The sequence below is a fragment of the Nonomuraea sp. 3N208 genome, from assembly GCF_052245935.1.
In the GTDB taxonomy this organism is placed as follows: domain Bacteria; phylum Actinomycetota; class Actinomycetes; order Streptosporangiales; family Streptosporangiaceae; genus Nonomuraea.
This window is the reverse complement of the sequence record NZ_JBQQBR010000006.1, coordinates 170,571-185,530: the sequence shown is the minus strand read 5'-3', so window position 1 is coordinate 185,530 and position 14,960 is coordinate 170,571. Positions and strand designations below refer to the sequence as shown.

Below are 14,960 nucleotides of genomic sequence, written 5' to 3'. Positions count from 1 at the left end.
TATGAGTACTGGGGATGAGTTAAAGGCCGCTGTGTCCGCCCGCCGCGATCTCGGGCCCGACTTCGAGGACGCCATCGTGGAGTCGTTCCTCGACAAGATGGGCAAGGAGGTCGACCGGCGGGTGGACGAGCGTCTGGCCCATGCGGCCCCGAAGTCGGTGGCCCAGCAGGGGCCGAGCGACGCGCAGCGGCTCGCCCTGGCGATCGTGTCGCTCAGCCTCGGCACCCTCACCACCATCTTGTTCGTCCTGATGGGCGACGGCCGTGCGGGCTATGTGATCCCGATCTGGGTCGCGATCATCATCGTCAACGTGTTGTTCAGCAACCGGGGCAAGAGCGGCTAGACCATCCAGATGAGCCCCGCGAAGCGGCCGCCCGGCTGCTCGCGACGGTGGGAGTAGAGCTCTTCTGACTCGATCGTGCAGCGGGCGTCGTGGCGTATGTCCTCCAGCCCCGCCGCCCTGAGCTGGGCCTCGATGCCAGCCCTCAGGTCGAGCGCGGGCGTCTGCCACAACGTCGTCGACCAGGTCTCCGGCACCCGGGAGGCGACCCGCTCGCGCAGCTCGGCGGGCACCTCGTAGCAGTGGCCGCAGGCGCCGGGCCCCACCAGCGCGACCATCCTGCCCGGCACGGCGCCCTTGGCGGCCATGGCCGCCACCAAGGTGGTGACGATGCCGGCCTCGGTGCCGGGGCGGCCGGAGTGCGCGGCGCCGACCATGCGGGCCTGCGGGTCGGCCAGCAGCACCGCCGGGCAGTCCGCCCCGAGCGAGGCGAGCGCCAGCCCCGGCTCGGTGGTGAACACGCCGTCCAGCGGCGGCGGGTCGTCGCCGAACGGCTCGCTCACGTACGTGACGTCGGCGCTGTGGACTTGGCGCATGTAGACGACGGCCCGCACGCCCAGCTCGGTCGTCAGGCCCTCTCGGTTGGCCCGCACGGCCGCGGGATCGTCGCCGACCATGCCGCCGAGGTTGCGGGAGCCGTACGGCGGGGCGCTGACGCCGCCGTGCCGATCGGTGATGGCGACGTGGACTCCAGGGGCCAGTTCCATGCCTAGATCCTAAAGTGGCACGAGGAGGAGGTTACCCATGACCAGTCTTGCCGATCTGCACGCCTTGATGGCCCGCCTCGGGCACCCGGTGGTGCAGGCCGCGTCCCCTGCGGGGACGAGCTTCGCGGACGGTGCGCCGTACCGGTTCGAGATTCCCAGCGTGGAGGGGCCCGCCGTGCTGGAGGCCGTGGTCGCGGAGGCCGACCGGCTCGGCGTGCCGGTCGCCAGAACCTCGCAGGGCAGCGGGGTGATGATGCTGACGGACGATGAAATTTCCGACATGGCGAGGATCGGGGCCGAGCGCGGCATCGAGGTGAACCTGTTCCTCGGGCCGCGGGCCGCCTGGGACACCGGCGGGCAGGCGAAGCTCACGCAGGCCGTAGGGGCGGCGGCGCGGGGGAACGCGATGGTGGCGGCGTGCGTGGCCGACGCCCTGCGGGCCTGCTCGCTGGGCATCCGCAGCCTGCTGGTGGGCGATCTCGGCACGCTGGAGGTGCTGCGGACGCTCAAGGAGGACGGCACGCTGCCGGCCAACCTGGTGCTGAAGACCTCCGTGCTGCTGCCGCTCACGAACGGCCCGACCGCCGCGATCCTCGAACGGCTGGGCGCCACGACGGTCAACGTCGGCACCGACCTGACCATCCCGCACCTGGCCGAGATCCGGGCCGCGACCCGGCTGCCGATCGACCTCTACCTGGAGGTGCCGGACGACCAGGGCGGGTTCGTACGGTTCTACGAGGCGGTGGAGATCGTCCGGGCCACCGCGCCCGTCTACCTCAAGATGGGGCTGCGTAATGCGCCCAACATCTACCCATCCGGCGGGCATCTGGGCGTGGTGCCGCGTGAGCTGGGCCGCGAGCGGGTGCGGCGGGCTGCGCTGGTGCAGCGGCTGATCGAGCAGCTCGATCCCGAGCTGGCCAAGCGGCTGACCGCGCAGCGAGCTCCGTCGCCCCCGTCCGACCTGGGTGTGCCCGAGGTCTGAGTCCGGCGGTCCAGGTGTGTCCGGGGCCCTAGGCGTGCAGGCGGTGGACCGCGAGAGGGCCGCCGCCCCAGCGGCCGATGGCCTCCTCGTCGGCGAAGGCCAGCACGCGCATCATGTTGCCGCCGTCGCTGAGCTCCACGTTGCTCCGCAGCCGCGTGATCAGGTCGGAGGGCAGTTTGGTGGTGCCGGCCTCGATGGTGTCGCCGTAGTGGGGGGCGAAGGCGACGCCGGCGAAGCCCGTACGGCCGAGCAGCGTGCGCACCGTCTCCGAGGAATAGAACATCAGGTGGTTCTTGGTGAAGCCGCTCCACGCCGGCCCGTACGCCTTGAGCAGGAGCGACCGGGCGTTGACGGTCAGGATGAGCAGCACCCCGCCGGGCGCCAGCAGCCGGCGGAACTTCCTGAAGTCCTCCAGCGGCCGGGGCAGATGCGCGAGCACCGACCAGAGCGTGATCACGTCGAACCCGCCTGCGGCGATCTCCGGCACGTCCTCGGGCGCGCCGAAGTAGGTCCGCGCCCTGTCCAGCCGCTCGTTGGCCTGCTCGACGGACTCCGGCGACAGATCCACGCCGAATGCGTCGAAGCCGCGCTGCTCGGCCAACTCCAGGAACAGGCCCACGCCGGAGCCGAAGTCCAGCAGGCGCCGTTCCTTGCCCTCGTCGAAGACCGGCGAGAACGCCTTCATGGTCAGGTCGTAGCGGCGCTGCCGGTTGGCCGCGTACTTGCCGGACAGGAAGTGGCTGTAGCCAGTGGCGTACAGGTCGCCGAGGCGTTCCGGGCGGACGTTCGGATTGCGGTAGAGGAAGCCGCACGACGGGCAGCGCACGACGTAGTAGCGCCATGATCCGGGGCCGCCGGTCGGCTCGAACAGCGGCTGCTGGCGGGTTTCCCCGCACATCATGCAGCCGAGGAACTCCTCGATCTCACCCAGCGGCCTGAGCTGCTGGTACGCCTCCAGCGAGATGACCGGCGCGCGCCTGGTCAGCCATTTCCACTGCGCCTCGCGGATCAGCCGCTCGCCGGGCCGCACATAGACGCGCTGGCCCCAAGGAACACCGTCATAGCGGGAGCCGTACGCGAGCCGCCCCAAAAGTCGTCGATATGACATAGCCACCACCTTGCGAAGCGTCTTGCCCCACACCGCTATGACTATGCGCCCAGGTTCGGGCGCTTTACAGGCTCTTGGGCGACGAGACACAGGCTCTCATCGACATGTCAGGACTTATGGCTTGATGTTATCAAGCAAGCATATGCTTGGGTGCGTGCCTGACTATCGTAATCTCATCGGCGGCGAGCTGGTCGCCGCGGCCCGGACGATGGACTCGATCGACCCGGCCACCGGCGAAGTGTGGACGCGGGTCCCCGCGGGCGGCCCCGCAGAGGCCGAGGCGGCCGTGGCGGCGGCCCGCGCCGCGTTCCCCGCCTGGTCGGCGCTGCCCGCGCTGGCCAGGGCGCACTTTCTCCGCAAGGTGTCGGAGGTCTTCGGCCGGCACGCCGAGGAGCTGGCCAGGCTGGAGACCCGCGACAACGGCCGGATCCTGCGGGACACACTGAAGAAGGACCTGCCGGGGATGGCGTACCTGTGGCAGTTGGCCGCCGGGCAGTGCCTGGACGCGGTCAAGGGCGACACGGTCATCCTCGGGCCCGACGCGCTGGGGCTGACGCGGCGGGAGCCGTACGGCGTCGTGGTCTGCATCATTCCGTGGAATTCCCCCATCTCGACCTTCTCGGCTAAGGCCGCGTACGCGCTGGCGGCCGGGAACACGGTGATCGTCAAGCCGGCCGAGCAGGCGAGCGCGTCGGTGCTGCGACTGGGCGAACTGCTGGCCGGGGTGTTCCCGCCCGGGGTGCTGAACATCGTCAGCGGCCTGGGCGAGGAGGTCGGGGACGCCCTCGTGCGGCATCGCGACGTCGGCAAGATCAGCCTCACCGGCTCGACGGCGACCGGCCAGGCGATCACCCGGGCGTCGGCGGACTCGCTGAAGCCGATGACGTTCGAGCTGGGCGGCAAGTCCCCCAATATCGTCTTTCCTGATGCCGACCTGGACGCGGCAGCCCAGGGCGTCACCGTGAACTCCATCTACACCGGGAACGCCGGGCAGGTCTGCGTCGCCGGCTCGCGCATCCTCATCCACCGCTCGATCTGGGACGACCTGCTGGGCCGGATCCAGGAGATCTGCGCGGGCCTGGTGCTGGACGACCCCCAGGACCTGGCGACGACGATGGGCCCGATCGTGTCGGCCGGGCAGTTCGAGCGCGTGACCTCGTACCTGGAGCTGGCCGAGAAGGAGGGCGCCCGGCTGGTCTTCGGCGGCCGGAGCGGCGCCGACGTGGTGCCCGGACTGCCGGGCGGTTATTGGGTGGAGCCGACGTTGTTCACGACGGAGGACAACTCGCTGCGGGTGTGCCAGGAGGAGATCTTCGGGCCGGTGGGGGTGGCGTTGCCGTTCGAGACGGACGAGGAGGCGCTGGAGATCGCCAACGACTCCCCGTACGGGCTGGCGGCCGGCGTCTGGACCCGTGACCTCGGCCGCGCACACCGCTTTGTACGGGATCTGCAGAGCGGTACGGTCTGGGTGAACACCTTCCGCCAGATGCCGCCGGGGCTGCCGTTCGGGGGCGTCAAGGACAGCGGGTACGGCCACGATTCGGTCCTCGAGTTCACCCGCGAAAAAGCCGCCATTATCCACATCTAGTCGGATAGATTTGCCCCTCGTGAGCGAGGGGATCAAGGACCACTCCGGCCTTTCGGAGGCAGCCGCCCAGTCACGGGCATCGGTGCTGCGTAGCCGCGCCGAATCGTACATCGCCCTGTCGCGGCATGACGCCGCGATAGCGGACCTGACGGAGTCGATCGCCCTGGCGCCCGACAACGCCCGCGCCTGGCGCCTGCGCGGGGAGAGCCACCGCATGATCGAGCGGTACGAGGCCGCGCTGGAGGACTTCGACGAGGCGCTGAAGCTGGAACCGGACAGCGCGTACGCGCTCGGCTCGCGCGGCCAGACCCACGCCGCGATGGGCCACCTGGAGGATGCCATGGCCGACTTCGACCACGCCCTCACCCTCTCCCCCGACTCCCTGTGGATCTTGGAGGCGAAGGCGGACGCCCTGGTGGACCTGGACCGCCTCGACGAGGCCCTGGACGAGCACGCCAAGATCCTCGCCCTGAACGGCGACCTGCCCTACTCCTGGGTGGCCCGCGGCGACCTGTACCAACGCATGCACCTGTACGCCGAGGCGATCGACGACTACACCAAGGCGCTGAGCCTGGACCCCGAGCACGTGCGCGCCCTCAGCCGACGTGGCGAGGCCCTCCGGATGGTCGACCGATACGAGGAGGCGCTGTCGGACCTGAGCCGGGCCCTCGAGCTTGACCCGGACAATGACCGGGCGCTGGGCAGCAGGGGCGCGGTGCTGAGCGAGCTGGGCGACAACGAGGCGGCGCTGACCGACCTGGACCGGGCGATCGAGCTGGACCCCGAATATGTGTGGGCGTATCGCGTGCGCGGCGAGATCTTCCAGGAGCTGGAACGCCACGAGGAAGCGGTCTCCGACTTCACCCAAGCCCTCAACCTGGAATTCGGCGGCTAAGGGGGCCAAGGGGTAAAAGCATGGTCCTCGCTAGTCGCTCGGGCGTCCTTCCAAAAGCACCCACGCCTTGCCCGATTACCGAGTGGGCTGGCGGGAGCCCACCATCGGTGAGTTCCTGCAGGCGTCCGGGCAGGAAGTCCGCATTTTCCGGGAACGATCTTGTTGTCCGCGTAGGGCCTACAGAAAGAGCCCAGCCATAAACACCTCGCCAGTGGTTGACTTCACTCTATGGGAGACCGGGGGTGCGATCCCGTCGGGCTACCTGACCGTCGTCCGTGGCCGTGTCGATGCTCCTTCGCGTCGTCGCGAGGGCGGGTCGTCACCGTGGGGTGTTCCGGCCACTGGCACTTGGGTTGTCCTCTCCGCGGTGTGATGCGGGCCAACCTTTTCGATCTACACATGGATGGTGACGGCGGTCAAGACCGTCAGGCAAAGATTCGCCGCCATGGCCCCGTCTGATACGCCTCTCCGCAGGTCGCTCGACGTGTCGGCCGGAGGTTTACGGGTTGTGCTGGTTCCTGTGAGTTTCCTGGGAACTTGATCAGGGGTGCACTGAAGGGCTCTACAGCAACCTGCGCCTTTCACTCTCCGTAACTCTTGTGCGTGTCGGCCGGGGACCTCATCTTGGGGTGGATCTTCGCAGCATGAGAACCCTGCCGCCCTCGTTTCAACAGTGTGTTCGATAGCTCGGGTAAGTCACCTTCCGTTGACCTTGACCGAATGTGCCGGTTTGTGGCGTGATTCGGGTGTTTTGCTCTGAGGATCTTTTAGATCCTCCTTACCTGCGGCCCCGCGAGGGGTCGCGTGAGTGTGGAGTGTGCCCGTGTCGCAATTACCCGTCCCTCGACCGCAACCGGCCGGACGGCCCCACCGTCGACGTCACACACGGTTACGCCGTTCTGTCGTCGTCATCACGTCGCTGGCGCTGCTGGCCTGGCTGGTGTCGGCGCCGCCTGTAGCGGCGCAGAGCGGTGGCCCGGCGGAGCCCGGATTCCTGTCCCGCGTCTCGAGCTGGGTGACCGGCCAGGTGGCCGGCTGGTTCGCCGCCGAGCCGGAAGGCAAGACACCCCCGAGCGCCCAGATGGGCGCCTTGCCGGGCCGGGACACCCGCCCAGCTGCCCGTCCGCAGGCGGCGCCGCCGGGTAAGCGGGTCAAGGAGCTGCCGGGCAAGCGGTCTCGGTTCGCCAGCGTGTACGAGCTGGACGACGGCCGGCTGCAGGCCGAGGTCTCCGCTCGGCCGGTGCACTACCGGGACGGCAAGGGCGAGTATCAGCCGATCGACACCCGGATCTCGCCGGTCGCCGAGGACGGGTTCGTGCACGGCAACGACAAGGCCGGATATGCGACCCGGTTCGGTGACTCCTCCGACAAGCTGGTCCGTGTCAAGGCGGGTGATCGGCAGCTGACGCTGGGTGTGCCCGGCGATGCCCGGCAGCTGACCCCTAAGGTCGAGGGTTCGACGATCACCTATCCGGCGGTGTGGGACGGCGCCGATCTGGTGTATCGCCTCACCCCGGAGGGGGTGAAGGAGTTCCTGGTGTTGTCGAAGGCGCCAGCGGCGGGCACGTCGCTGGCGTTCACGGTCAAGACCGGCGGGCTGCGGGCGCAGGCCCAACCCGATGGGTCGATCGCGTTCCTCGGGGAGGACGGCACGGCGGTGTTCACCATCCCGAAGCCGTTCATGATCGACTCGGAGGGGGATGCGGCCTCCCCGTACGGCAAGCGCTACAGCGACGCGGTCACCCAGACCGTGCAGCAGCAGGGCGATGAGGCGAGGATCACGCTGGTGCCGGATGCGGGCTGGCTGGCCGCGAGCGAGCGCAAGTGGCCGGTGGTGATCGACCCGACGATCCGGATCCAGCCGCTGGCCTGGGAGTCGCACGACACCTACGTCAGCTCGGCGCAGAAGACCACCAACTTCGATGCGGCGTGGAATCTGCCGGTGGGCAAGACCAGCGCGGGGGCGATCAACCGGGCGCTGATGTTCTTCGACGACCTGCTGGCGCTGGCGGGTACCCGGGTGGATCAGGCGCGGCTGGAGACGTACTTCGATCAGGCGCTGGGTGAGGCGGGGCCGGTCACGGTCGGCGCGCATGAGATCACCTCCGACTGGGACTCGTGGCTGGTGAACTGGAACAACCAGCCCTCGGTGGTGGCAAGCGCCGAGGCGACGGTGACCCGCAATCCCGGTGAGTTGTCGCGGTGGCATTCCTTCGACGTCACCGGCGTGGTCAACAAGTGGATGACCTCGGGAGGGGACGCGCTGGGGTTCATGCTCAAGGCGGCCGATGAGGGCACGACCGGTAAGGTCGGTGGGCCGGTGTATGAGGCCGCGGCCGAGGTGTACGGCGGCGAGGGCATGAACGGTGAGACCGCGCACTACCCGCGGCTGGTGGTCACCTACGGCACCCCGAGCGTGCTGATCAACCCGGTGACCACGGCCACCTCGGTCGGTGCGTCGCTGTCGTGGACCGCGTATGCCGACCCGACTCCGGGCGATGCCTCCGATGATCTCCTGGGTTATGAGCTGTATCGGCACTGCCCATCAGGCTGCCAGCTCGGCGAGGGGCACTCCACCAGCAACGATCAGCTGGTGACGGCGTTGCCATCGGATGTCACCTCCTACACCGACACCTCCAGCGGCGGCGAGCCCGACGCGGTGGCCGACCCCTCCTACATCCACGAAGCCACCTACTGGGTGCAGGCGGTGCTGGCCAACGGGCAGCGCTCGCCGTCGCAGCAGCTGACGGTGATCCTGCCACGGCCGGGCGAGATCGCCACGACCATCTACGGCACGGCCGACACCACACTGGCCGCCGGCGAGCCGTCCGCCGACCATGACGGGCCGCGGCTGCAGGCCGGCAACACCGCCACCCCGCAGGCCAACACTCGCGCCGTGGTGCGGTTCGATGACTTCGCCACCGAGATCCCGGCGGATGCGGAGATCAGCCAGACCACGCTGTCACTGTGGGCGGCGACCTCGACAGGGTCGGGGGCGGGCTTTGCGGCGCACAAGCTGAGCACGTCGTTTGCGGAGTCGGCGACCTGGACCAGCCCATGGACCAGCCCGGGCGGCGACTTCGACGCCACCGCCCTGGACACCGTCACGGGGATCACGGCTACGCCGGGCTGGCGCAAGTGGACGGTCACCGACGCGGCCAAGGCCTGGGTCGCCGACCCGGCCACGAGCAAGGGCCTGCTGGTCAAGGTCGCCAACGAGGCCGGCACCGCCAAGCAGTCGGTCTCCTTCCTGTCGGGCGAGGCCGACGAACCGGTGTTGCGGCCGCGGCTGCGGGTCACCTACAAGGAGAAGAGCGCCGGGGCCTCGACGTTCTACGTGCCCGGCACCCCGGAGCGGCTTGACGCCGGCGCCACCCGGCAACTGCCGGTGGTGGTCACCAACACCACCAGCGAGACCTGGCCCGCCGCCTCCACCGCGGTCTCCTACCACTGGAAGCTGCCCGACGGCAGCGACATCTCCACCGCCGGCAACCAGCTCAAGACGATGCTGCCGGTCGACCTGGCGCCGGGCGAGTCTGTGGTGGTCTACGCCGATGTCAAAGCCCCTACGGTGACCAGCACGAACCTGGCCGAGGGCGTGCAGCTGGTGTGGGACGTACAAGACACCACGACCAACAACTGGAAGTCGGCCACCCACCACCTGCCGCAGCTGCCGCAGCAGATCCGCATCGACTCCCCCACCTCGGACCTGCTCGGGTTGGAGAAGTTCTACGCCTACACCGGCAAGAACACCGGCGCCGGCGGCACCGCGCTGACCAACCTGTATGCCGGCAACGTGGTGTGGGGCTACAACGCCTTCTCCAACCCCTCCCGCGGGCCGCAGACCTTCGCGAGGATGACCTACAACAGCCTCGACACCTCCACCGCCTCCCTCGGCTACGGCTGGTCCTTGCAGACCTCCACGCTGGTCAAGCTGGGCTCGCAGCTGCAGTTCCACCCGCCCGGCCGGGACTGGCCCACACAGGTGCGGTTGACCGACGGGGATGGCACCACGCACGTGTGGACCCTGCCCGAAGGCACCGACACCTCGACCTGCAACCCGTCCACCTGCGCCTACACCAACCCCCGCGGCGTGCACCTGTATCTGCAGCAGGTCGCCCGCGCAGACGATGCGACCCGCCGCTCGACCGACCCGCTGCGGCAATGGGTGTTCACCAAGCCCGACCGCACCCAGTTCTTCTTCGACTCCGAGGGCTTCCAGTCCGCGATCGTGGACAAGAACGGCAACACCATGTCGTTCAGCTACGAACGGCGCCGCTCCAACAACAAGCCGACCAAGTTCCTGCAGCACATCACCGACGCCGCCGGCCGCCGCACGCTGACCCTGGACTACTACGCCAAGGGCCAGGACTACACCTACATCGATGACGAGACCTGGCAGCCGGTCCAGGACACCAAGCTGACCAACCCGCACATCATCGACAACGTCGAGTCGATCACCGACATCGCCGGCCGGAAGGTCACCTTCGCCTACACCGACAAGGGCCTGATGGCCAGGATGGTCGACGGCGCGGGCGACGATGGCGCGAAGACGTTCGGTTTCCGCTACGACGCCACCCAGGGCAACAAGAACGTCAAGCTCGTCAAGGTCATCGACCCGCGGGCGCACGCGGAAACCCCGGACAACCCCGAGCAGCGCGCCACCGAGTTGGACTACTACGACGCGACGGAAGACCCGGAAGATCTGTGGAAGATCCAGACCCTCACTGACCGGCTGGACGGGGTCACCACCTTCGACTACGTCGACCCCGACGGCCCGGACGAGGCGAAAATCCACGCCACCGTCACCGACCCGCTCCAGCACGCCACCATGTACGAGCTGGACGCCTTGGGCCGCCCCGAGAAGATCATCAACGCCAAGGACGAGACCACCCGGCTGCAGTGGGACCCCGACCACAACGTCACCGACCTGATCGAAGCCAGCGGGCAGCCCAACCAGGCCATCACCAGCTGGACGTATGACCCCAAGACCGGCTACCCGCTGACCATCACCGACGCCGAGGCCAACAATGCCGAGGTCACCAAGGCGACGGTGCTGGACTACTACCGCGGCCTGGGCGGCTACGTCGCCGATCTGAAGACCAAGACCAGCCCGCAAGGCCGCAGCTGGGCCTTCAGCTATGACGCCCTCGGAAACCTCAAGACGGTCACCGACCCGCTCGGCGTCCCGACGCCGGACGCGACCGACTACACCACCTTCTATGAGTACGACCCCGTCGGTCAGCTGACCAAGGTCATCGACGCCGAAGACAACCCCACCACGTTCACCGACTACCACGCCTCCGGCTTCCCGGAGAAGATCACCGACGCCGAAAGTAACGTCACCAGCACCGGCTATGACGTGCGCGGCAACGTGCTGTCGGTGACCGACGCGCTGGGCAAGACGACCAGCCAGACCTACGACATCTTCAAACGCCCGCTGGAGTCCAAGGTCCCCAAGGACCAGGACGCCTCCCCGCCGGTGTTCATCACCACGCCCGCGCCGGTCTACGACCGCAACGACAACATCACCAAGACCACCGCCCCCAACGGCGCCGTCGCCACCGCCACCTACGACAAAGCCGACCAACTGGTCGCATCGGTGCTGCCCAAGGACACCGACACCGGGCCCGAGCGCAAGGCCACCTTCACCTGGGACCTGGCCGGCAACCTCACGTCGCAGACCGAGCCGAAGGGCAACCTGCCCGGCGCGAACCCGGCCGAGTTCACCACCACCAATAAGTACAACGAGATCTACCAGCTGACCGACGTCCTCAACGCCGACCAGCACAAACTCACCTACCGCTACGACAACGTCGGCAACGTCACCACGGTCATCGACCCGCGCAAGAACACCACCACCGCGGACGACTACACCGCGTTCTCCACCTACGACCTCAACCACCGGGTCACGACCGTCAAGGACGCCGCCGGATACCAGACCTCGGTGGACTACGACCTGGACGGGCTCGTCGTCGGCCAGACCGACCAGGACAACAACAAGACGATCACCGCCTACAACGCGCGCGGCGACGTCACCGAGACCAAGGTGCCGCATTCGGAGACCGGCGGCGTCATCAAGTACGTCACCACCCAGTTCATCTACGACGAGGTCGGCAACCGGACCAAAGTCGTCACCCCGCGCGGTGTGGAGACCCCCGATGACCCGGGCGACTTCATCGCCGAAACCGTCTACGACAAGCTGAACCGCCCTGCCGAGGAGATCTACCCTTACGACAAGGACGACCCGGTCTACAACACCCCCGACAAGGTCCTCTACACCTATGACCCGGTCTCCCGGCTGAAGACGATCTCGCACCCGCCCTCGCACGGGCAGACCATCCGCAACGTGTCCACGATGACCTACTGGGACAACGGCTGGTCCAAGACCACCACCGACCCGTGGGACATCAAGACCACCTACGACTACAACGAGCTCGGCCTGCAGACCAACCGCACCGTCACCAGCGCGGGCGGCTCCAGCCAGCGGGCGCTGGACTGGTCGTACTACCCCGACGGCAAACTCAAGACCCACTCCGACGACGGCACCCCGCTCGGCCTCGACGTCGTCATGAACGACAATTCCGACACCGGCCAGGTCACCACCACCGGAACCTGGACGCCGGGTTCGGGCGGCACTTCCGCCTCGAATATCGTCGGCCCCCAGGCTGAGGCGGCCACCGGGTTCGTCGGCTATGACTACGCGACGGCTCCTGCGGGAACCGGGCAGTCGGCGTTCACCTGGAACCTGACCACCCCCACCGACGGCACCTACAAGGTCCAGCTGCAGTACCCGACCGGCGCCACGGCCACCAACGCCAAATACACGGTCAAGCACCAGGGCGGCGAGGCGAACGTCACCGTCGACCAGACCCAGAACCCCGGCACCTGGGTCGAGCTGGGCAGCTACACCTTCACCGCCGGCACCACGCACAGCGTCACCCTTACCGACGACGCCAACGGCACGGTAGCGGCCGATGCGGTCAAGCTGGTCCGCGACAACAGCGGCGAGGCGGACGCCGAGAAGAAGGACTTCGCCTACACCTACGACCCCAACGCCAACCTCACCAAGATCGAGGACAAGTCCCCCACCGCCAAGATCGACATCTGGGACGTCGCCTACACCAACCTCAACCAGATTGACACCATCAAGGAGTTCCTCGACGGCGCGCTGAAGAACACCACCAGCTACGCCTACAACGAAAACAGCGCCGTCACCACCCGCACCCACGACAAGACGGTGGCCACCTACGGCTACGACGTGCGTGACCTGGTGAACGAGGTCGTCAACAAGAAGTCGGCCACCGACACCGCGCCGAAGACCACCCGCTACACCTACACCCCCCGCGCCGAACGCCTGACCGAGACCAAGGCCAACGGCAACACCGTCACCTACGACTACTTCCTGTCCGGCGTGCTGCGCCACTCCCTCGAAAAGAAGCCCAACGCCGCTGTGGTGGCGGAGCACACCATCGGCTACCAGGGCAACCTGCACCGCTCAAGCGACCACGCCAAGATCCAGAACGCCGACAACCCCGGCGCCTACCTCGATCACACCTACGCCTACACCTACGACCCCCGCGACCGCATCGCCAAAACCGTCAAAACCCCGACCGGCGGCGGCACGGCCGAGACCGAAACTTACTCCCACGACGCCAACAGCAACGTCTGGGAAGAAGAGGTCCTCGGCAAGAAGACCACCTTCACCTACGACCGCAACCGCCTGATGACCTCCGTCACCGGCGGAGCCACCAGCACCTACACCTACGACCCCTACGGCCGCTTGCGCACCATCCAAGGCGGCGGCAAGACGCAGGAGAAGTACACCTACGACGGCTTCGACCACGTCACCAAGCACGAAAAACTCGGCGGCGACGGCACCACCAACACGGTCACCACCTACACCTACGACCCACTCGACCGCACCACCACCAAGACTGAAAAGGAAGGCACCGCCAACGCCAAAACCACCACCTACTCCTACCTCGGCCTCTCGGCGGAGGTGCTCGACGAGGAGGTGGCCGGCAAGCTGGTCAAGTCCTTCCAATACAGCCCCTGGGGCGAACGCCTGTCCCAGGTCAAGGTCAACGCCGACAGCACCGAGGAGTCGTCCTACTACGGCTACAACCCCCACACCGACGTCGAACAGATCACGAGCGATACCGGCGACACCCGCGCCACCTACGGCTACACCGCCTACGGCAAGAACGACGACAAACTCTTCACCGGCATCGACAAACCCGACCCCGTCGACCCCACCGCCAAGGAGGAGTACAACCCCTACCGCTTCAACGCCAAGCGCTGGGACAACTCCACCGGCATGTACGACATGGGGTTCCGCGACTACAACCCCGGCCTCAACCGCTTCCTCAACCTCGACACCTACAACGGCGCACTCGCCGACCTCTCCCTCGGCCTCGACCCCTGGACCGCCAACCGCTACGCCTTCACCGGCGGCAACCCCATCAACATCATCGAACTCGACGGCCACAGCGGCTGCACACCAGGCGAATACTGCAATACCGGCAGGCGGTCGGCTTCGGGTGACCTGAACCCCGATGGCACACCGAAGCGCAGGAAGTCGCAGAATGTCAACCTTCCCCAGACGTGCGATCGGGCATGTTGGCAGAAGATGGGCATCGATCCCGATACGGGAAAGCTGACCAACGTCAAGGATCCGTTCACTCCATACGCCGTCAGTCCCGATTACGACAAGGCAGAAGAAAGAGGAGGAAAGCGCGCGCTGTGGGACCTGGCGTGGTCATTCACCGTCGATGATTACGTGGAGTGTGCTCGTGGTGATGTCGGCGCCTGCGCCTGGGCCGCTTCGGGCTGGGTTACTTTCGGCCTGTCGAAGGTCCTGAAACCTCTCCTGAAAGCAGGACGAGGAGCCGGACCGGGCGTACTTGACGATGCCGGCGACGGCACGCAGTCGGTCATGAAGCGCGGCGCGAGAGACCTCAAGGGAGTCAAACTGCCGCGGACTTACGAAGGGTTGGACTTCGATCATGTCCGCACCAACCACTTTCCAAAGGGGGACGGTGTCACGGCGAGGAAGGACCTCTGGCCCGAGAACATGCCCAATGAAAAACTCGATGAAATAGCGCGCCAAGCGCTGGCGAACAATCCAACGGTCGTAGGATACGACTCGATCACAGGAATGATTCAAGGCCAGGCCGTCGTGCAAGGAGTTCGCGTTCAGTTCCAAATTCCAAGAGCAGGGGGGTTGATGCGATCCATTTACCCCCTCGCCCCCTGGCCCAGTTGACATCAAGCAAATAGCGAAGCGCTGATGCCGGATGCGCGTGTGGAGCTTCGACTTCGCACGCGCATCTGGTAT

Annotated in this window: 7 protein-coding genes; 5 read left to right on the top strand and 2 right to left on the bottom strand. The window is 67.2% G+C overall.

Annotation, left to right across the window (positions count from 1 at the left end; translation table 11 throughout):
- Position 1 precedes the first annotated feature (1 nt).
- The gene (locus tag ACTWPT_RS10850; RefSeq protein WP_443177152.1) at positions 2 to 343 is read left to right on the top strand and encodes a hypothetical protein; all 342 of its coding nucleotides are present in this window, start codon (positions 2 to 4) and stop codon (positions 341 to 343) included.
- On the opposite strand, the gene pgeF is transcribed toward ACTWPT_RS10850, so the two are convergent.
- A complete protein-coding gene (pgeF, locus tag ACTWPT_RS10845; protein ID WP_443177151.1) occupies positions 340 to 1,047 on the bottom strand; it encodes a peptidoglycan editing factor PgeF in 708 nt (235 codons plus the stop codon). The genes ACTWPT_RS10850 and pgeF overlap by 4 nt on opposite strands.
- Positions 1,048 to 1,084: 37 nt before the next feature.
- Between pgeF and ACTWPT_RS10840 the strand changes: the two genes are divergently transcribed.
- Positions 1,085 to 2,029 (top strand): hypothetical protein, encoded by a 945-nt coding sequence (locus ACTWPT_RS10840; RefSeq protein WP_443177150.1) that lies wholly within the window; start codon positions 1,085 to 1,087, stop codon positions 2,027 to 2,029.
- A gap of 28 nt (positions 2,030 to 2,057) precedes the next feature.
- Here the strand turns inward: ACTWPT_RS10840 and ACTWPT_RS10835 are convergent, their stop codons facing one another.
- Positions 2,058 to 3,137 carry a class I SAM-dependent methyltransferase gene (locus ACTWPT_RS10835; protein ID WP_443177149.1) on the bottom strand — a complete coding sequence of 360 codons (1,080 nt, stop codon included), beginning with the start codon at positions 3,135 to 3,137 and terminating at the stop codon, positions 2,058 to 2,060.
- 154 nt (positions 3,138 to 3,291) lie between these two features.
- Between ACTWPT_RS10835 and ACTWPT_RS10830 the strand changes: the two genes are divergently transcribed.
- From ACTWPT_RS10830 to ACTWPT_RS10820, 3 genes are all read left to right on the top strand, one after another.
- Entirely contained in the window at positions 3,292 to 4,725 is a 1,434-nt protein-coding gene (locus ACTWPT_RS10830; protein WP_443177148.1) for an aldehyde dehydrogenase family protein, read from the top strand.
- Positions 4,726 to 4,744: 19 nt separating this feature from the next.
- On the top strand, positions 4,745 to 5,620 hold the full coding sequence (locus ACTWPT_RS10825) for a tetratricopeptide repeat protein (RefSeq protein WP_443177147.1): 876 nt from the start codon (positions 4,745 to 4,747) through the stop codon (positions 5,618 to 5,620).
- Between the two features lie 823 nt (positions 5,621 to 6,443).
- The gene (locus ACTWPT_RS10820) at positions 6,444 to 14,888 is read left to right on the top strand and encodes a DNRLRE domain-containing protein (protein WP_443177146.1); all 8,445 of its coding nucleotides are present in this window, start codon (positions 6,444 to 6,446) and stop codon (positions 14,886 to 14,888) included.
- Positions 14,889 to 14,960: the final 72 nt, after the last annotated feature.

Coding starts and splice junctions, on each gene's coding strand:
- ACTWPT_RS10850 (WP_443177152.1), top strand. CDS start 2: ATGAGTACTGGGGATGAGTTAAAGGCCGCTGTGTCCGCCCGCCGCGAT.
- pgeF (WP_443177151.1), bottom strand. CDS start 1,047: ATGGAACTGGCCCCTGGAGTCCACGTCGCCATCACCGATCGGCACGGC.
- ACTWPT_RS10840 (WP_443177150.1), top strand. CDS start 1,085: ATGACCAGTCTTGCCGATCTGCACGCCTTGATGGCCCGCCTCGGGCAC.
- ACTWPT_RS10835 (WP_443177149.1), bottom strand. CDS start 3,137: ATGTCATATCGACGACTTTTGGGGCGGCTCGCGTACGGCTCCCGCTAT.